This window comes from Streptomyces sp. CT34 (genome assembly GCF_000805335.1).
In the GTDB taxonomy this organism is placed as follows: Bacteria; Actinomycetota; Actinomycetes; order Streptomycetales; family Streptomycetaceae; genus Streptomyces.
The window spans coordinates 3,247,299-3,265,312 of sequence record NZ_KN708638.1 but is presented as its reverse complement, the minus strand read 5'-3'; the positions used below and the strand labels follow the sequence as shown (position 1 = coordinate 3,265,312).

Below are 18,014 nucleotides of genomic sequence, written 5' to 3'. Positions count from 1 at the left end.
CGCCGCAGGCAACACCGATGACGTACTGGCTGGAGCACGCCTGGCTCGGCACCCACGTCGAGTCGGGCGTGACCGTGGAGGTGGCGGACGGCCGGATCACGGCCGTCCGCACCGGGACGCCCACGCCGCCACCGGGCGCGGCGGCACTGCGCGGACTGACGATTCCCGGCATGTGCAATACGCACAGCCATGCCTTCCACCGCGCGTTGCGTGGCACTGTCCAGGCAAGTGACTTCTCCCTGCCCGGTCTCACCACAGCGCACAGTCACGCCGGATCACCCCCACAGCAGTGGGGAAGTGCGATGGAAGGCACGGGGCGTGCGCCGGACTCGTTCTGGACCTGGCGCGAAGTCATGTACGGCGTTGCCGACAAACTCACCCCCGAGAGCTACTTCCAGCTCGCCCGCGCCGTCTACGCCGAGATGGCGCTCGCCGGCATCACCTGCGTCGGCGAGTTCCACTACCTCCACCACGCACCCGGCGGCTCCCGCTACGACGACCCCAACGCGATGGGCGAGGCGCTGATCGCGGCAGCCGCCGACGCCGGAATCCGGATCACCCTCCTCGACACCGCCTATCTCTCCGCCGGCTTCGGCGACCCGCCCAACCGGCACCAGCTGCGCTTCTCGGACGGCACCGCGGACGCCTGGGCGGAGCGCGCCGACGCCCTCAAGGGCCGCGAGCACGCCCGGATCGGCGCCGCCGTCCACTCCGTACGCGCCGTACCCGCCGGGCAGTTGGGCACCGTCGCCGACTGGGCGCGGGAGCGGCGGGCACCGCTGCACGTCCATCTCTCCGAGCAGACCGCCGAGAACGACGCCTGCCGCGCGGCCCACGGCCGGACCCCCACCCAACTGCTGGCCGAGCGCGGAGTGCTGGGCCCGCGCACCACCGCCGTGCACGCCACCCACCTCACCGACGAGGACATCGCCCTGCTCGGCGGGAGCGCCACCGGCGTCTGCATGTGCCCCACCACCGAGCGGGACCTCGCCGACGGCATCGGCCCGGCCGTGGCGCTCCAGGCGCAGGGCAGCCCGCTCTCCCTGGGCAGCGACAGCCACGCCGTCATCGACCTGCTCGAAGAGGCCCGCGCCATGGAGCTGGACGAGCGGCTGCGCACCCGCACCCGGGGCCACTGGACCGCCGCCGCCCTGCTGCGCGCCGCCACCGCCGACGGGCACGCCGCCCTGGGCTGGGACGACGCCGGCACCCTGGCACCCGGCGCGCTCGCCGACCTCACCACGATCGCGCTGGACTCCGTACGCACTGCCGGACCGCTGCCCCGACTGGGCGCCGAGACGGCCGTATTCGCCGCCTCCGCGGCAGATGTGCGGCACACCGTCGTGGCCGGCCGGCAGATCGTCCGGGACGGTGTGCACACCCGCGTCCCCGACGTGCCCACCGCCCTCGCCGACTCCATCGCCGCCGTACGCGGCTGACCCCCACCCGCCCCCAGCCACCGCCGGGCTGCACCCCCACGACGCCCGGCCCGCGCCGACCGCGGACGAAGGAGAGCACCCCCGCGATGACGACGACCTCCGCGCCGACCACCGCCATCACCCACATCGCCCAGCTCGTCACCAACGACCCCTCCCTCGGTGCAGGCCCCCTCGGTCTGATCCAGGACGCCGCGGTCGTCATCGAAGGCGACCGCATCGCCTGGGTCGGTACGTCCAGCAAAGCACCCGCCACTGACAATGCGGTCGACGCGGCCGGCCGCGCCGGGCTCCCCGGCTTCGTCGACTCCCACTCCCACCTGGTCTTCGCCGGCGACCGCACCGCCGAGTTCAACGCCCGTATGTCCGGCCGCCCTTACTCCGCCGGCGGCATCCGCACCACCGTCGCCGCCACCCGCGCCGCCGGCGACGACGAACTGCACGCCAACGTCGCCCGCTACCTCGCCGAGGGCCTGCGCCAGGGCACCACCACGCAGGAGACCAAGTCCGGTTACGGCCTCACCGTCGAGGACGAGGCCCGCGCGCTGCGCATCGCCGCCGCGCACACCGACGAGGTCACCTTCCTCGGCGCGCACATCGTCCCGCCCGACTACGCCGACGACCCGGCCGGCTATGTCGAACTCGTCACCGGCCCCATGCTGGACGCCTGTGCCCCGCACGCCCGTTGGGTGGACGTCTTCTGCGAGCGCGGTGCCTTCGACGGCGACCAGGCGCGCGCCGTCCTCACCGCGGGCAAGGCCAGGGGCCTGGTGCCGCGGGTGCACGCCAACCAGCTCGGCCACGGCCCCGGCGTCCAGCTCGCGGTCGAGCTCGGCGCCGCCTCCGCCGACCACTGCACCCACCTCAGCCACGCCGACATCGACGCCCTCGCCCAGTCCGACACCGTCGCCACCCTGCTGCCGGGAGCCGAGTTCTCCACCCGCGCCACGTGGCCCGACGCCCGCCCGCTGCTCGACGCCGGCGCCACCGTCGCGCTCTCCACGGACTGCAACCCCGGCTCGTCCTTCACCAGTTCCATGCCGTTCTGCATCGCGCTGGCCGTCCGCGACATGGGGATGACGCCGGACGAGGCGGTCTGGTCGGCGACCGCCGGCGGCGCCCGCGCGCTGCGCCGCACCGACGTCGGCCGGATCGCCCCCGGCGCCCGCGCCGACCTCCTCCTGCTGGACGCGCCCTCGCACGTCCACCTCGCCTACCGGCCGGGCGTGCCGCTGGTAACGGACGTCTGGCACAAGGGCGTTCGCCTCTGAGAGCGTCGCGCGAACGCACTGAGGGCCCGTCCCGGACGTATCCGGGGCGGGCCCTCGTGTGCACGGGCGACGCCGGCCGCGGGGGCCGGCCGCGACCGCGGGGCTACTCCTCGATCATCAGGCCCTTGCGGAGCCGTACGAGGGTGCGGGAGAGCAGCCGGGAGACGTGCATCTGGGAGATGCCCAGCTCCTCGCCGATCTCGGACTGCGTCATGTTGGCGACGAACCGCAGCGAGAGGATCTTCCGGTCCCGCGACGGGAGTTCGGCGATCAGCGGCTTGAGCGACTCGACGTACTCGATGCCTTCGAGGCCGTGGTCCTCGTAGCCGATGCGGTCGGCCAGCGCGCCTTCGCTGTCGTCCTCCTCGGGCTGGGCGTCCAGCGAACTCGCGGTGTACGCGTTGCTCGCGGCCATCCCTTCGACGACCTCGTCATTGGTGATGCCGAGGCGCTCGGCGAGCTCCTTCACGGTGGGCGCGCGGTCCAGCTTCTGCGCCAGCTCGTCGCCCGCCTTGGCCAGGTCCAGGCGGAGTTCCTGCAGTCGCCTCGGTACGCGCACCGACCAACTGGTGTCGCGGAAGAAGCGTTTGATCTCGCCGACGATGGTCGGCATCGCGAACGTCGGGAACTCCACGCCGCGGCTGAGTTCGAAGCGGTCGATCGCCTTGATCAGGCCGATGGTGCCGACCTGGACGATGTCCTCCATGGGTTCGCTGCGGGAGCGGAACCGGGAGGCCGCGAACTTCACCAGCGCGAGGTTGAGCTCGACCAGGGTGTTGCGGACGTACGCGTATTCGTGGGTGCCTTCTTCCAGCGACTCCATGCGCTCGAAGAGGGTCTTCGACAAGGCCCTCGCGTCAACCGGACCCACCTCGTCGAACGGCGGGATCTCGGGCAGACCGTCGATCTCAGTCAAATCCGCCGGATCGGATTCGGCGGCGTGCGGCTGGGAAGGGATGTGCCCGATCGGGTCGGACGGGGGTGTCGACGATGCGGGGCTCCGGGTGTCTTCGGTGCGCAATTCGTCGAGCCGGGGTGACATGGGTCTCCTCCATCGTTCTCGGCATATGGCTGCCGATGCCTCTACGTGAAACTGCGGTGTGCGGCGCCTCCAAAGCCGGCCGTTTCGAATGTGTCCTTCTACGCCTACCTGGCTTTGCCTGAAGATGGCAAGTGCGCGATGTCCGTATTTCGGCGATATGCCCATTGTTTGGCTACCGGTGGGCGTCATGAAGGCGTAGGGTTCTTCAAGCGCAGTCGCAAGCAGTGTCGTAAGCAAAACAGTCGTCTAGGCAGCAAGGGGTGCGCGCGGATGGACCGCGGGACGGTCGGCAGTGCGAGCCGGGGCCGGCTTCACGTCGAGATCCGCCATCACGGCGCCAGCGCGGTCGTGACCGTCGCGGGTGAGCTCGATCACCACACCGCGGATCTGTTGCGTGAGTCACTGGAAGGCTGTGTCGACGACGGATATGCACGCCTCGTGGTGGACTGCTCACCCCTTGAATTCATGGATTCCACCGGGCTGAACGTCCTGCTCGGTGCGCGTCTGAAAGCCGAGGCCGCGGGGGGCGGGGTCCATCTGGCCGGGATGCAGCCGGTGGTCGCCCGGGTCTTCGAGATCACCGGCGCGGAGGCGGTCTTCACGGTGCACGACTCACTCGACGCGGCCCTGGCCGACTGACCCGGCCGCGGTGTCCGGATGGTTGTATTCCGGGCACGTAGTCCGTGTCACAACTTCCGCACCCAAGAAGTGGGTGTTCTCACGGTCCGCTCGGGCAGGAGACACCTGAATCCGTTGAATCAGTCAGTTAGTTGTTTTCCGTGAAATGGCGAATCGGTGAGGTGAAGCGCTGATGAGCACCACCCGGCCGTACCCGCCGGGCGATCTCGGCCCGGAGCCGGGCGGCGCCGGTGCTTCCGCCGCCCCGGCGGGCCAGATCCGCCGGCTGCGCCTGGCGGGCACCCGGGGCGCCGTGGCGCGGGCCCGCGACTTCGCGCGGGAGGCCCTGCACGACTGGGGCTGGCTGCCGGCCGGCAACGCCGACCAGCGTGCCGCGGCCGAGGATGTGCTGCTCGTCGTCTCGGAGTTGGTGACCAACGCCTGCCTGCACGCCGAGGGCCCCGAGGAGCTGCGGCTGCGCTGTACGGCCAAGGTGCTGCGCCTGGAGGTCAGCGACCTGGGCGCGGGTTCGCCGGCGCCGCGCAGCCCGCACCGCCCCGGACGCCCCGGCGGCCACGGCATGTTCATCGTGCAGCGGCTCTGCCTGGACTGGGGCGTGGTGCGCAACACCGACGGCGCGGGCAAGACCGTGTGGGCGGAACTCGCCGCGCCGTCCTGACGGCGGGTGAGCAGGCGGCGAGCAGAGCGCGGGCCCGTGGGCCCGCGCTTCGTCGTATCCGGGCCCCCGCAGCCCGATTCGGCTGTGCTGTGCCTTCCCTCGGCAAGGTCCCCGGCGTACCTTGAGCGACCCATCTGATGTGCCGTCAGTAACATCCGGCGGTGCGCTACCCGGGAGAAGGGGAACTCAAGGTGGCCCGCTTCCACGCACAGCACGGCGGCCGGCGCCGGGCGGCCGGCCTGGCCGCGACGGCGGCGCTGACGGCCGGATCAGCGGTGATGCTCGCCGCGCCGGCCGCGCACGCCGAGGTCGTCGACGTCAACTACCAGTGCAGGACACCGATCGGCAACAAGGGCGCGGTATCGCCCATCGACATCAAGGGGACCCCCAGCGGGGGAGCGTACAAGCTCGTCATGTCCTTCCAGAAGGGCGTCTCCTCCAGCCCCGTCGAGCTCGGCAAGGGCGCGATGAAGCCGAGCGCGCTGATCAAGCTGGGCGGCGCGGAGAACGGCACGGTGCCGGTCTCCGGACCGCCCAACGCCGAGGCGATACCGGCCAACACCCCCATCAAGATCAGCGATTTGAGCGGTACCTACACGCCCAGGTCGAGCGGCAAGGTCACCTTCACCGCGTCGACCCTCACCATCAAGGCGCTGGGCACCACCACCACCTGCACGCCGAGCAACAGCCCCAAGCCCTCGCTGGCACTGGACGTCAAGGCCGCCGGCGGCTCCGGCGGCAGCACCGGAGGTGGCAGTACCGGTGGTGGCAGTACCGGCGGCGCCGGCGGAGCGTCCGGCGGCGGCCGGCTGCCGCAGACCGGACCCGCGGACTCCGCCGTCGCACTGGGCACCCTCGGCGGCACCGTCCTGCTGGCCGGCGCGGCCGGCGCACTCTGGCTGACCCGCCGTCACCAACGGGCCTGACCCCCACCGGGAGCCGGCCATGCCGTTCCGTACTCGCGCCGCGGTCACCGGTGCGGCCGTCACGGCCGCCACCGTCCTGCTGAACCCCGCCCCGGCCGCGGCCCGCCCGGCCGCCGCCCCGATCGCGACGGCCGGCCGGGCCGCTCCCGCCGGGCCGGGCTGGTCCGCCGCGCCCAGCGGGGCGGACGGCCGGTACTTCTACCTGGAGGGCGCGCCGGGCACCGCCATGACCGACCGGCTGGCCGTCAGCAACCCCTCCGAACGGGCCGTCACGGTACGGCTGCGGGGCGCCGGGGCCCGGGACGGGGCCGGTGCGTGGCTGCTGTTCGGCACGGCGGAGGTGACCGTTCCGCCGCGTACCCGGGCGACCGTGCCGTTCACCGTGACGGTGCCGCGGGACGCCGCCCCCGGAGACCACCCCGGCACCATCGTGGCCACCGGGCCGGGCGCCACGGGCGGGCGGTCCCGGGTGCCGGTGCGGCTGCGGGTCACCGGCCCCGCGTTGTCCGCGCTGACCGTCGAGCGGGTGTCGGTACACCGGCGGGGGAGCGCGGCGGTGATCCGGTACACGCTGGTCAACCGCGGCAACACGGTGCTCCGGCCGTCGCTCGCGGTGCGCGCCGACGGCCTGTTCGGGCCGCTGCTGCGCCGGGCCGGCCGCGCCCTGCCGGTCACCCTCCCACCCGGCGGACGCGTCGACCGCACCGAGACCTGGCCCGATCCGCCCGCCCTCGACGCGGTGGACGTACGGCTCACCGCGACCGCGGCGGGCGGTGCGCACGACGACGCCACGGCCGGGTACACCGCCGTCCCCTGGGGCGGCGCCGCCGCGGTGGCGCTCCTCCTGGCGGCGGGCGGCGGCCGGTTCGTCGTACGGCGGCGCCGGAGAGCCGGCCGCGCGGACCCGGCGGCGGTGGGCTCGGAGGACAGAGCGCCCGGCGCCGCAACGGAAGCCGCGGACGCGAGGACCGGCGCGAGCGGCGGTACGGGAACCGGCACGGCCACGAGGACGGCCACGACGACGGCCACGAGGACGGGCACGAGGACGGGAACAGGGGTGCGCAGGTGAACGGCGAGAGCGGGACAGCGACGGCCATCACCGGAGCCGCGGTCGCGGCGCCCCCAGGGGCGCGCGCCCGGCCACCCCGCGGACGGCTCCGGACGCGGCCCCGCCCCGGACGCCGCCGGGCCCCCGCCCTGCTCGCGGTGCTCGCGCTCGCCCTGCTGCCCGTGCTCCTCCCCGGCCCGTCCGCCGCTGCGGCCGGCGGCGCGCCCTCGGCGGCGGTGGCGCAGAAGGAGGCCGGTACGGGCGGCAGCGTCACGGTGACCGGCCGGGGCTGGCGGCCCCACACGCTGCTGACGCTGCTGATCTGCGGACAGAACATGATCGGCGGCACCAACTCCTGTGCCAACGGCGACGGACGGACCGCCACCACCGGCGCGGACGGCGCGTTCCGCACGAGCCTCCCGGTCGCCGAACCGCCCAGGCCCTGCCCCTGCGTGGTGCACGTGGCGAGCGTGACCGGTCCGGCGGCCGGCGCGGATGCCGCGTTCAAGGTGGCCGGGCACCCGGTGGCGCCACTGCCCCGGGACGTCAGCGCCGGCCGACTGGCGGTGCTGGCGCAGCCCCGGCTGACCGGCAGCAGCGGGCTGCTGACCTGGTTCGGCGCCCCGGCGCAGCGCGAACTGACCGTCACGGTCGGCAATCTCGGCTCGGCACCGGCCAAGGACCCGGTCTTCCAGGTCGGCACCTCGCACGGCGTCTTCGCGCCCAAGTGGGAGGACCAGCAGTGGCGGGGAACCGTCCCGGCCGGCCGGAAGGCCGAGGTCAGGCTCCCGGTGGAGCTGGCCGCCGGGGCGCACGGGGACTATCTGGTCTCCCTCAAGTACGGCGGCCGGCTGCTGGTCGAACAGCCCTGGGGCGTCGGCCGGCCGTGGGGCGTGACCCTCTTCTGGGTGCTGCTCTGCGTGGTCGTCCCCACCGCCGTCTTCCGCGTCGGCATGGCGATCGTGGACCGCGTCCGCCCCACCCGCGGGACCACCGCCGCCCGCGGCCGGCGCGGCGGGCGCCTGGCCCGGTACGCCGGCCGGCACACCAGGAACCGTGACCCCGGAGGGACGCCGGACGGCGCTCCCGTACTGCCGTGGTTCACCCCGGACACCGCACCGTCCACCACCACATCAACCGAACGACCGACGTCGAAAGGTTCTGCGTGATGAGGCAACGGAGGAGAGCCGCGGTGGCCTCGATGGCCGCGCTGGTGCTCGCGGGTGCGGGCACCGTGGCCGTGGCCGGTACCGCACAGGCGGCGGAGGTGTCCTACAAGACGGAGTGCCTGCCGCCGCCGATATCGGGGCTGCCGCCTATCGAGGGCACGACGAAGGTGGACATCGGCGCACCCGCGACCGCGAAGGTCGGCGACGAGATCACGGTGGTCTGGAAGACCGTCGAGGCCGCTTCGAAGAACCCCGACATCCTCGACCTGGGGGAGAACACCGTCCAGCCGACCGGCACGATCACGGTCGCCGGGGCGCAGACCGGTGAGCTGTCGATGCAGGGGCCGCGGCGGAACCCGCCGATCCCCAAGGGCAGTTCGATGAAGCTGTCCGACATGACGGGCAAGCTGAAGCTGACCGAGCCCGGCGAGGTCACCCTGACGCCCGGCTTCTACGACATCAACGTCAACCAGCCGATCTCCACGGACACCAAGTGCTCGCCCAAGGAGACCGTCCGTCCCGCGGTCACGGTCAAGGTGACCGACGGTGGCGGCACCTCCGGCGGGACGAGCGCGGGGACGAGTGGTGGGACGAGCGGCGGAACCACCTCCGGCACGTCCTCCGGGGGCAGCACGGGCGGTACCGGCGGCACGGGCGGTACCGGCGGCAGCAGCGCGGGCACCTCCGGCGGGACGGGCGGCACCTGGTCCTCCGGGGCCACCGGGGCCACCGGGTCCACCGGCGGTTCGGGCGGCTCCGGCGGCGACCCCGACGGCACCGCGTACAAGGGCACCGAGGTCCAGGTCCCGTACGACTGCAAGACGCCCATCGGGGAGAAGAAGGCGACCTCGCCGGTGCAGATCAACGCCGTGAAGAAGAGCGGCGGTTACGACCTGACGGTGCAGTTCAAGAAGTCCGTCATGACCAGTCCGGCGGACATCCCGGCCGGCTCGGTCAAGCCGTCGATGGACGTCAGGGTGGGCGGCGCGGACAAGGGGTCGGTGGCGACGCGGGGGCCGGCCAACAGCAAGCCGATCAAGTCGGGCGACCCGATCGAGATCCCCGACCTGAAGGGTACCTACAAGCCGGGTGCCACCGGCAGGGCCACCCTGACCCCGGGTGTGCTCACCGTCAACGCCCTGGGGACGACCACTACTTGCACCCCCGAGAAGGACCCCGGTGCCTCGCTCACCCTGAACACCTCGGCGCAGCCGGGCGGCACCTCGGGCGGGACGGCCGGCGGGACGGCCGGCGGCTCCCCGGGCGGTGCGGCGGCGTCCGGCAGCGCCTCCGGATCGGCCGGTTCGTCCGGTTCGGCCGCCGCGTCCGGGGGCAGCGGCGGCCTGGCCGCGACCGGCGCCGCCGACCACGGCGCGCTGGCCGCCCTCGGCCTCGTCGCCGGCACGGCCGTCCTGCTGGGCGGCGCGGTGTTCACGTTCCTGCCCCGGCGCCGGGTGCGGGTCCGCTGACCCGGCACGCCCCGGGAACGGCGAAGGGGGCGCCGCACCGACGGTGCGACGCCCCCTTCCGCGATCCGGGGCCGGGAGGCGTCAGTTGACGCTGCCCATCAGCTGCTTGACGCGCTTGCGGGACATCCAGATGCCGCATCCGGCGAGGACCGCGATCGCGGCCTCGACGACGACCGAACTCGCCGTGTTCAGGTTGACGTTCAGCTGCGGCGACGTCAGCAGACCGGACACCGAGTCGCCCGCGGTGACCGCCAGGAACCAGACACCCATCATCTGGGAGCTGTACTTGACGGGCGCCATCTTCGTGGTGACCGACAGGCCGACCGGGGAGAGGCACAGTTCACCGACGGTCTGGATGAAGTAGACCGCCACCAGCCACATCGGGCTGACCCGGCCGCCGTGGGAGGCGGTGTCGAGCAGCGGCATGAGGAAGACCGCGAACGAGACGCCGATCAGCCCGAGGCTGGAGGCGAACTTGACGGCGGTGGTCGGCTCCTTGCCGCGCTTGTTCAGCCACAGCCAGAGCGAGGCGACCACGGGGGCCAGCGCCATGATGAAGACCGGGTTCAGCGACTGGTACCAGGACGTCGGGAAGTGGAACCCGAAGAGGTCGTTGGTGGTCGAGTTCTTACCGAAGATCGAGAGCGTCGAGCCGTTCTGGTCGTAGATCATCCAGAAGATCGCGGCGAGCACGAAGAACCAGACATAGCCGGAGAGCTTGGACTGCTCGACGTCCGTGAGCTCCTTGTCGCGCTTCATGCGGACCAGCACCGCGATCGGGATGACCAGACCCGCGATGGTGATCGGCAGCAGCGACCAGTCGGCGAAGTTCCCGGTCACACCGAGGACGGTGTACAACACGGCCGCGGCGATCAGCCAGAGCAGGCCCTTGCGCAGCGCCGACGCCTTCATCTCGGGCGTCGCGGGCTGGGCGACGACGCTGCTCTCCGGGCTCAGGTGGCGGGTGCCGAGCAGGAACTGGCCCAGGCCGAGCGCCATGCCGACCGCGGCGAGCGTGAACCCGAGGTGCCAGTTGACGCTCTCGCCGACGCTGCCGATGGTCAGCGGGGCCAGGAAGGCGCCGAGGTTGATGCCGATGTAGAAGAGCGTGAAGCCGCCGTCCCGGCGCGGGTCCTCGGGGCCGTCGTAGAGGTGGCCGACCATCGTGGAGATGTTGGCCTTGAGCAGACCCGAGCCGATCGCGACCAGCACGAGGCCGGCGAAGAAGGTCGGCGCGGTGGGCAGGGCCAGCGTGATGTGGCCCGCGATGACGACCGAGGCGCCGATGGCGACCGTCTTGCGCGGTCCCCAGAAGCGGTCGGCCATCCACCCGCCCGGCATGGCGAGCAGGTAGACCATCGCCATGTACACGGAGTAGATCGCCGTGGCCGTGGTGGCCTGCATGTGCATGCCGCCGGGCGCGATCAGATACAGCGGGAGCAGGGCCTTCATGCCGTAGAAGCTGAAACGCTCCCACATCTCGGTCATGAAGAGAGTGGCCAGGCCGCGGGGGTGGCCGAAGAAGGTCTTGCCGCCGTTGGCAGGGGTTCCCTGCCGGGCGGTGCCCTTCGTCAGGCTGGACGCCATGGAGGTTCCTAAGCTGCTCGCGGGACGCCTCCGAGGGGTCGGTGTGCGCCCGGGTGGGGGATGACCGGCACCGGCGACGCCCCGCCCGCCCCCCAACGCCCAAGGAGGTTCGACACCGTATGCGCAGGTGTCGACGGGAGGCCGTACGCCGGGATCCACGCCCCCGTGCCGCGAGTGCGGCCGGCGGACCCGGTCGACAGGTCAATCACTGTGTTCGGGACTGGTGGTTCCAGACCCGCACACAACGAGGGACCTATGACGTTCAGTGCCGTCACGGCCCCGGTGGTTGTGCGTTGGACGTTCGGGACACCATACGTCCGTGCGACGCGCCGTTGGAACCCGTGAGACAACGCTCACATTCGGACGGGGAACCATTTGCGTCAGTCCGCACGACCCCGCCCGCACGCGCCCGCGCAGCTCAGGCGCGTGCGCGTGGGCGCGGACCGCCCGCTGTCGCCCATCCGTGCAGGTCCGCCCTCGTTGTCGGCACATCGGACTACCATCGGCCCATGACCCGTGTACTGCTCGCCGAGGATGACGCGTCCATCTCGGAGCCGCTCGCCCGCGCCCTGCGCCGCGAGGGTTACGAAGTCGAGGTGCGTGAGGACGGCCCGACGGCGCTCGACGCCGGCCTCCAGGGCAACATCGACCTCGTCGTCCTGGACCTGGGACTGCCCGGCATGGACGGCCTGGAGGTCGCCCGCCGGCTGCGCAACGAAGGCCACTCCTTCCCCATCCTGGTGCTGACCGCCCGCGCCGACGAGGTGGACACCGTCGTCGGCCTGGACGCCGGCGCCGACGACTACGTCACCAAGCCGTTCCGGCTCGCCGAGCTGCTCGCCCGCGTCCGGGCCCTGCTGCGCCGCGGCTCCACCGCCGAGCCCCAGCAGCCGCCCGCCACCCACGGCGTACGGATCGACGTCGAGTCGCACCGCGCCTGGATGGGGGACGAGGAACTCCAGCTCACCGCCAAGGAATTCGACCTGCTGCGGGTGCTGGTACGGGACGCCGGCCGGGTCGTCACCCGCGACCAGCTGATGCGCGAGGTCTGGGACACCACCTGGTGGTCGTCGACCAAGACGCTGGACATGCACATCTCCTGGCTCCGCAAGAAGCTCGGGGACGACGCCGCCAACCCCCGTTACATCGCCACCGTGCGCGGGGTCGGCTTCCGCTTCGAAAAGAGCTAGGGGCCCGTGCGCCGCCGCCTGATCAACTCCACGCTCGCCGTGGTGCTCGTCGTCATCGCCGTCTTCGGCGTCTCCCTGGTGATCGTCGAGACCCGCACGATCCAGTCCGGCGCGCAGGAGAGCGTGCAGTCCGAAGCGGTCCGGCTGGTCGGGATAGTGGAGAGCCGACTGGGCAGCAACGAGAAGATCACCCCGGACGTCCTCTCGGAGCAGATCACCGCCAACCGGTACGCCGAGATCAAGGTGCCCGGCAAGCCGAAGATCGAGATCGGGGCCCGGCCGTCCGGCGACGTGATCGAGTCGCAGGTGCGCGGTGACCAGGGCGAGTCGGTCATCGTCCAGGAGTCCCGCTCCACGGTCAGCGCGGAGATCGGCCGGACGCTGCTGGTCATCCTGGCCGTCGCCCTCCTGGCGATCCTCGCGGCGGTGGTGCTGGCCATCCGCCAGGCCCGCCGGCTGACCGCGCCGCTCACCGACCTCGCGGAGACCGCCGAGCGGCTGGGCTCCGGCGATCCGCGCCCCCGCCACCGCCGCTACGGCGTCCAGGAGCTGGACCGGGTCGCCGATGTGCTGGACGCCAGCGCCGAGCGGATCGCCCGCATGCTGACCGCCGAGCGGCGGCTGGCCGCCGACGCCTCGCACCAGCTGCGCACCCCGCTGACCGCGCTGTCCATGCGCCTGGAGGAGATCACCCTCACCGACGATCCGGACACCGTGAAGGAAGAGGCCACCATCGCGCTGGCCCAGGTGGAGCGGCTGACGGACGTGGTGCAGCGGCTGCTGACCAACTCCCGGGACCCGCGCAGCGGATCGGCGGTCGCCTTCGACCTGGACGAGGTCGTCAAGCAGCAGATCGAGGAGTGGCGCCCGGCCTACCGCAGCGCCGGACGCGCCATCGTCCGCTCCGGCAAGAAGGAGCTGCGGGCCGTCGGTACCCCCGGCGCGGTTGCCCAGGTGCTGGCCACCCTCATCGAGAACTCCCTGATGCACGGCGACGGCACGGTCGCACTGCGCACCCGCGTCACCGGCAACCAAGCGGTAGTCGAGGTCACCGACGCCGGCCCCGGAGTACCGCCGGACCTCGGCTCGCGGGTCTTCGAGCGGACCGTCTCCGGCCGCAACTCCACCGGCCTGGGGCTCGCCGTCGCCCGCGACCTGGCGGAGGCGGACGGCGGCCGCCTGGAGCTGCTCCAGCAGCATCCGCCGGTCTTCGCGCTGTTCCTGGCCCGGGAGGCGGAGCCCACCGAGGAGTGAGCCCGCCGCTACGTCAAGCTGTCCGGCGCTACTTGCGCACGCCGCTCGGCAGCTGCGCGTCGTCGGTCAGGAAGGACTCCGCGGTCTCCACGGCCTCGCGGGCCGGCAGCCCCCGGAAGACCCAGGTGCGGTAGGACCAGAAGCGGAAGAGCGTGGCGATCCCTATGCCGAGGAACTTGAAGAAGTTGCTCTGCAACGGGCTGTCCCAGCCGAATCCGTACGTCGCGGCGTACAGGATGCCGTTCTCGATGACCAGGCCGATCACGCTGAACAGCAGGAAGAGCGTCAGCTCCTTGGTGCGTCCCTGCTTGTCGCGGTCCCGGTAGGCGAAGTAGCGGTAGCCGAGGTAGTTGGTGGCGGTGGCCACCACCGTCGCGACGATGCTCGCCCGGACGACGGGAAGCTCGGTCAGATGCCGGACGACGTTGAAGACCGCGAAGTTCACCACGACCCCGGCACCGCCGACGGCGCCGAACTTCACGATCTCCTGGACGAGCGATGCCAGCCGTGACCGCAGTGGGCTCCGTTCACTCATGGTGATCGTCCAGCTCCCTGTCGTGGGCGGTGTGTGGCCGGCGGCCCGGTGCGTCCCCACTCTAACCACGCCCGCCGGACCGCGGTGCCCGGGGCCTTCAGTCCACCGTCACGCGGAAGTTCACCGCACGGGCGCCCGGCTCGTCCACCGCGCCGGTGGCGCAGCGCCGGCAGTACAGCAGCCGCAGGTCGGTACGTCCCGCGCGCACGGCCCGGAAGCGGAGCTCGTGGGTGCCGGCGGTGCGGGACGGCGGATCGCCCGGTTCCGGGTCCGGGTCGGTGTGCTCGCCGGTGGCCTCCACAACGGCCGGATCCGGACGGGGGGCGGCGATGATCCAGTGGTGGTCGTCGCCGGGGTCGTCCGGGACCGCGATGGTGAAGCGGTCGCCCGCGGAGACCGAGATGTCGGTGTCGCCGGGGCGGTAGACCGCCGGTCCGGACAGCTGGCTGACCACGGAATACAGCGCGATCAGCAGCGCGGCGACCGCCATGGCGATCACCAGCGGCCGGGAGTCGCGCGCTATGTCACCGTTCTCCATCCGGCATCCCCCTCCGCCGGGCGGCAGCCCGGCATCCGTCGTCGTCCCGGGCCGGCCCGGTCCGCCGCCGCGGGTCCGCAACGGCGAATGGCCGGCGTTCTTCGAACGTCTGCGCTCGGAGGATCCTCCAAGCCCGGAGTCGGGGCGGCGCTGCCGTGCGGCTACCCTGGGGGCGTGACGTTCCCGGTAGTCGGCATGGTCGGCGGCGGCCAGCTCGCCCGTATGACCCACGAGGCGGGTATCCCCCTCGGCATCAGATTCAAGCTCCTCAGCGACACCCCGCAGGACTCGGCGGCCCAGGTGGTCAGCGACGTCGTTATCGGCGACTACCGCGACCTGGACACCCTGCGTGCCTTCGCGCAGGGCTGCGACGTGGTCACCTTCGATCACGAGCACGTACCCACCGAGCACTTGCGCGCGTTGGAGGCCGACGGCATCCCCGTACGGCCCGGCCCCGACGCGCTGGTGCACGCCCAGGACAAGGGTGCGATGCGCGCCGGACTGGACGCCATCGGCGCCCCCTGTCCGCGCCACCGCATCGTCTCCGACCCGGCCGACGTCGAGCGCTTCGCGGCCGAGGGCGAGGGCTTCCCGGTGGTCCTGAAGACCGTCCGCGGGGGCTATGACGGCAAGGGGGTCTGGGTCGTGCGATCCTCCAAGGAGGCGGCCGAGCCGTTCCTCGCCGGGGTGCCCGTCCTGGCGGAGGAGAAGGTCCCCTTCGTCCGGGAGCTGGCCGCCAACGTCGTCCGCTCGCCGCACGGCCAGGCCGTCGCCTACCCGGTCGTGGAGTCGATCCAGGTCAACGGCGTCTGCGACACCGTCATCGCCCCGGCTCCCGACCTGTCCGAGGAGCTCTCCACGCACGCCCAGCAGCTCGCCCTGCGGATCGCCGGCGAACTGGGCGTCGTCGGACACCTCGCGGTCGAGCTGTTCGAGGTCCGCGACGCCGACGGCGCGCCCGCCGTCCTCGTCAACGAGCTCGCGATGCGCCCGCACAATTCCGGCCACTGGACCCAGGACGGCGCGATCACCTCGCAGTTCGCCAACCACGTCCGCGCCGTCCTCGACCTCCCGCTCGGCGACCCCCGCCCGCGCGCCCCCTGGACGGTGATGGCCAACGTCCTCGGTGGCGACTACCCCGACATGTACGCCGCGTACCTGCATTGCATGGCACGCGACCCGCAGTTGAAGATCCACATGTACGGCAAGGACGTGAAGCCGGGCCGCAAGGTGGGCCACGTCAACACCTACGGCGACGACCTGGCCGACGTGCGCGAGCGCGCCGCGCACGCCGCCGGCTACCTGCGAGGAACAATCACAGAATGACCGCACCGCGCTCCCCCATCGTCGGCATCGTCATGGGCTCCGACTCCGACTGGCCCGTCATGGAGGCCGCCGCCCAGGCCCTCGACGAGTTCGAGATCCGCTACGAGGTCGACGTGGTCTCGGCGCACCGCATGCCGCACGAGATGATCGCGTACGGCGAGGAGGCGGCCGGCCGCGGCCTCAAGGCGATCATCGCCGGCGCCGGGGGCGCCGCCCACCTCCCCGGCATGCTCGCCTCCGTCACCCCGCTGCCGGTCATCGGTGTCCCCGTCCCGCTCAAGTACCTTGACGGCATGGACTCCCTGCTCTCCATCGTGCAGATGCCGGCCGGCGTCCCGGTCGCCACCGTCTCCGTCGGCGGCGCCCGCAACGCCGGCCTGCTCGCCGCCCGCATCCTCGCCGCACACGACCCCGAACTCCTCACCCGTATGCGGGACTTCCAGCAGGAGCTGAACGACCAGGCCACCGAGAAGGGCAAGCGGCTGCGCAACAAGGTCGCGAACACCGGCGGCTTCGGCTTCGGGGGCGAGAAGTGACGGCCGCCCGGGACGCCGCCCGGGAGCTGCTGGCCGAGTGGCCGGTCGTCGACGGCCACAACGACCTCCCCTGGGCCCTGCGCGAACAGGTCCGCTACGACCTCGACCGGCGCGATGTCGCCACCGACCAGAGCGCCAGCCTGCACACCGACATCCCGCGGCTGCGGGCCGGCGGGGTCGGCGCGCAGTTCTGGTCGGTGTACGTCCGCTCCGACCACACCGGCGACCACGCCGTCAGCGCCACCCTCGAACAGATCGACGCGGTACGGCAGTTGACCGACCGCTACGCCGCCGACCTGGTGCCGGCGCGCACCGCCGAGGACATGGAGGCCGCGCGCGCCGAGGGCCGCATCGCCTCCCTCATGGGCGCCGAGGGCGGCCACTCCATCAACAACTCGCTCGCCACCCTGCGCGCGTTCCACGACCTCGGCGTCCGCTACATGACGCTGACCCACAACGACAACAACGACTGGGCGGACTCGGCGACCGACGAGCCGCGCCACCACGGCCTGTCGGCGTTCGGCGAAGAGGTCGTCCGTGAGATGAACCGCTGCGGGATGCTCGTCGACCTCTCGCACGTCTCCGCGGACACCATGCGCGACGCGCTCCGCGTCAGCACCGCGCCGGTGATCTTCTCGCACTCCTCCGCCCGCGCCGTCTGCGACCACCCGCGCAACATCCCCGACGACGTCCTGGCCCAACTGCCCGCCAACGGCGGCGTCGCGATGGCCACCTTCGTACCGAAGTTCGTGCTGCCCGCCGCCGTCGCGTGGACGCTGCGCGCCGACGAGAACATGCGCGCGCACGGCCTGCACCACCTCGACACCACCGAGGCGGGCATGGCGGTCCAGCGGGCCTTCGAGGCCGCCAACCCGCGGCCGACGGCCACCGCGGCCACCGTCGCCGATCACCTCGACCACATGCGCGAGGTCGCCGGCATCGACCACATCGGCATCGGCGGCGACTACGACGGCACCGCCTTCACCCCCGCCGACCTCGCCGACGTCGCGAGCTACCCCAACCTCATCGCCGAACTCCTGGACCGCAAGTGGTCGGCGGCCGACCTGGCCAAGCTGACCTGGCAGAACGCGGTACGGGTGCTCCGCGCGGCGGAGGACGTCTCCCGCCAGGAACGGAAGCTGCGCGGGCCTTCCAACGTGACCATCTGAGCCGGTTCGCTGCGCTTGGCCGGCTTCCCACGTTGTCGGCTGTCCCGCCGTTCCGCTGCGCTTTGCCGCGCCCGACGTTGTCGGCCGTCCCGCCGCGGGGGTTACTCGCCTTTGCGCCTGCGGCGCGGGGCGTTGTCCGCTGCGCGGGGCTTTCGGGTGCGGTGACGGCCCTGCGGGGGCGGTGTGCCGGACTGCTTCGCTTTACGTCCGGCACACCACCC

17 protein-coding genes are annotated in these 18,014 nt (G+C 72.3%); 13 read left to right on the top strand and 4 right to left on the bottom strand.

From position 1 onward, the window contains the following. Nucleotides 1-17: 17 nt before the first annotated feature. Complete coding sequence (locus tag RZ84_RS14200) at nt 18-1,439, top strand: formimidoylglutamate deiminase (protein ID WP_107068272.1); 1,422 nt, start codon at nt 18-20, stop codon at nt 1,437-1,439. Between the two features lie 86 nt (nt 1,440-1,525). Continuing rightward, nucleotides 1,526-2,707, top strand: coding sequence for an imidazolonepropionase (hutI, locus tag RZ84_RS14195; RefSeq protein WP_043264628.1), 1,182 nt, complete (start codon nt 1,526-1,528; stop codon nt 2,705-2,707). 103 nt (nt 2,708-2,810) lie between these two features. Here the strand turns inward: hutI and RZ84_RS14190 are convergent, their stop codons facing one another. Continuing rightward, nucleotides 2,811-3,749, bottom strand: coding sequence for an RNA polymerase sigma factor SigF (locus tag RZ84_RS14190; protein ID WP_043264627.1), 939 nt, complete (start codon nt 3,747-3,749; stop codon nt 2,811-2,813). A gap of 270 nt (nt 3,750-4,019) precedes the next feature. On the opposite strand from RZ84_RS14190, the gene RZ84_RS14185 reads away from it, so the two are divergent. The 6 genes from RZ84_RS14185 to RZ84_RS14160 all read left to right on the top strand — a co-directional run bounded on the left by RZ84_RS14185 (nt 4,020) and on the right by RZ84_RS14160 (nt 9,658). Next, a complete protein-coding gene (locus RZ84_RS14185; RefSeq protein ID WP_039635822.1) occupies nt 4,020-4,388 on the top strand; it encodes an STAS domain-containing protein in 369 nt (122 codons plus the stop codon). A gap of 172 nt (nt 4,389-4,560) precedes the next feature. After that, nucleotides 4,561-5,046 carry an ATP-binding protein gene (locus tag RZ84_RS14180; protein WP_043264626.1) on the top strand — a complete coding sequence of 162 codons (486 nt, stop codon included), beginning with the start codon at nt 4,561-4,563 and terminating at the stop codon, nt 5,044-5,046. Nucleotides 5,047-5,237: 191 nt separating this feature from the next. Further along, a complete protein-coding gene (locus RZ84_RS14175) occupies nt 5,238-5,972 on the top strand; it encodes an LPXTG cell wall anchor domain-containing protein (RefSeq protein ID WP_043264625.1) in 735 nt (244 codons plus the stop codon). A 19-nt stretch (nt 5,973-5,991) separates the two neighbouring features. Next, nucleotides 5,992-7,041: a COG1470 family protein gene (locus RZ84_RS14170; RefSeq protein ID WP_043264624.1), complete on the top strand. Its 1,050-nt coding sequence runs from the start codon at nt 5,992-5,994 to the stop codon at nt 7,039-7,041. Nucleotides 7,042-7,169: 128 nt separating this feature from the next. Continuing rightward, nucleotides 7,170-8,189, top strand: a complete 1,020-nt coding sequence (locus tag RZ84_RS14165) for a hypothetical protein (RefSeq protein ID WP_107068271.1) — start codon at nt 7,170-7,172, stop codon at nt 8,187-8,189. A gap of 32 nt (nt 8,190-8,221) precedes the next feature. Continuing rightward, nucleotides 8,222-9,658 (top strand): hypothetical protein, encoded by a 1,437-nt coding sequence (locus tag RZ84_RS14160; protein ID WP_241778052.1) that lies wholly within the window; start codon nt 8,222-8,224, stop codon nt 9,656-9,658. Between the two features lie 81 nt (nt 9,659-9,739). Here the strand turns inward: RZ84_RS14160 and RZ84_RS14155 are convergent, their stop codons facing one another. Further along, nucleotides 9,740-11,245 (bottom strand): peptide MFS transporter, encoded by a 1,506-nt coding sequence (locus RZ84_RS14155; protein ID WP_043264622.1) that lies wholly within the window; start codon nt 11,243-11,245, stop codon nt 9,740-9,742. A gap of 509 nt (nt 11,246-11,754) precedes the next feature. On the opposite strand from RZ84_RS14155, the gene RZ84_RS14150 reads away from it, so the two are divergent. Both RZ84_RS14150 and RZ84_RS14145 read left to right on the top strand, forming a co-directional pair. After that, nucleotides 11,755-12,435, top strand: a complete 681-nt coding sequence (locus RZ84_RS14150; protein WP_030086430.1) for a response regulator transcription factor — start codon at nt 11,755-11,757, stop codon at nt 12,433-12,435. A gap of 6 nt (nt 12,436-12,441) precedes the next feature. Beyond that, nucleotides 12,442-13,689 (top strand): ATP-binding protein, encoded by a 1,248-nt coding sequence (locus tag RZ84_RS14145; protein ID WP_043264621.1) that lies wholly within the window; start codon nt 12,442-12,444, stop codon nt 13,687-13,689. Nucleotides 13,690-13,717: 28 nt separating this feature from the next. Here the strand turns inward: RZ84_RS14145 and RZ84_RS14140 are convergent, their stop codons facing one another. Both RZ84_RS14140 and RZ84_RS14135 read right to left on the bottom strand, forming a co-directional pair. Next, nucleotides 13,718-14,224: a GtrA family protein gene (locus RZ84_RS14140; RefSeq protein ID WP_043264620.1), complete on the bottom strand. Its 507-nt coding sequence runs from the start codon at nt 14,222-14,224 to the stop codon at nt 13,718-13,720. Between the two features lie 97 nt (nt 14,225-14,321). Continuing rightward, nucleotides 14,322-14,762: a protease inhibitor I42 family protein gene (locus tag RZ84_RS14135; RefSeq protein ID WP_241777701.1), complete on the bottom strand. Its 441-nt coding sequence runs from the start codon at nt 14,760-14,762 to the stop codon at nt 14,322-14,324. A gap of 174 nt (nt 14,763-14,936) precedes the next feature. On the opposite strand from RZ84_RS14135, the gene RZ84_RS14130 reads away from it, so the two are divergent. From RZ84_RS14130 to RZ84_RS14120, 3 genes are read left to right on the top strand one after another with little or no spacing between them, the layout of a single operon-like run. Next, nucleotides 14,937-16,088, top strand: a complete 1,152-nt coding sequence (locus RZ84_RS14130) for a 5-(carboxyamino)imidazole ribonucleotide synthase (protein WP_043264619.1) — start codon at nt 14,937-14,939, stop codon at nt 16,086-16,088. After that, entirely contained in the window at nt 16,085-16,624 is a 540-nt protein-coding gene (gene purE, locus RZ84_RS14125; protein WP_043264618.1) for a 5-(carboxyamino)imidazole ribonucleotide mutase, read from the top strand. Before RZ84_RS14130 ends, purE begins: the two co-directional genes overlap by 4 nt. Then, nucleotides 16,621-17,793, top strand: a complete 1,173-nt coding sequence (locus RZ84_RS14120) for a dipeptidase (protein ID WP_043264617.1) — start codon at nt 16,621-16,623, stop codon at nt 17,791-17,793. The genes purE and RZ84_RS14120 overlap by 4 nt, the downstream gene beginning before the upstream one ends. The last annotated feature ends 221 nt before the right edge of the window (nt 17,794-18,014 follow it).

Coding starts and splice junctions, on each gene's coding strand:
- RZ84_RS14200 (WP_107068272.1), top strand. CDS start 18: ATGACGTACTGGCTGGAGCACGCCTGGCTCGGCACCCACGTCGAGTCG.
- hutI (WP_043264628.1), top strand. CDS start 1,526: ATGACGACGACCTCCGCGCCGACCACCGCCATCACCCACATCGCCCAG.
- RZ84_RS14190 (WP_043264627.1), bottom strand. CDS start 3,749: ATGTCACCCCGGCTCGACGAATTGCGCACCGAAGACACCCGGAGCCCC.
- RZ84_RS14185 (WP_039635822.1), top strand. CDS start 4,020: ATGGACCGCGGGACGGTCGGCAGTGCGAGCCGGGGCCGGCTTCACGTC.
- RZ84_RS14180 (WP_043264626.1), top strand. CDS start 4,561: ATGAGCACCACCCGGCCGTACCCGCCGGGCGATCTCGGCCCGGAGCCG.
- RZ84_RS14170 (WP_043264624.1), top strand. CDS start 5,992: ATGCCGTTCCGTACTCGCGCCGCGGTCACCGGTGCGGCCGTCACGGCC.
- RZ84_RS14160 (WP_241778052.1), top strand. CDS start 8,222: ATGGCCGCGCTGGTGCTCGCGGGTGCGGGCACCGTGGCCGTGGCCGGT.
- RZ84_RS14155 (WP_043264622.1), bottom strand. CDS start 11,245: ATGGCGTCCAGCCTGACGAAGGGCACCGCCCGGCAGGGAACCCCTGCC.
- RZ84_RS14150 (WP_030086430.1), top strand. CDS start 11,755: ATGACCCGTGTACTGCTCGCCGAGGATGACGCGTCCATCTCGGAGCCG.
- RZ84_RS14140 (WP_043264620.1), bottom strand. CDS start 14,224: ATGAGTGAACGGAGCCCACTGCGGTCACGGCTGGCATCGCTCGTCCAG.
- RZ84_RS14135 (WP_241777701.1), bottom strand. CDS start 14,762: ATGGAGAACGGTGACATAGCGCGCGACTCCCGGCCGCTGGTGATCGCC.
- purE (WP_043264618.1), top strand. CDS start 16,085: ATGACCGCACCGCGCTCCCCCATCGTCGGCATCGTCATGGGCTCCGAC.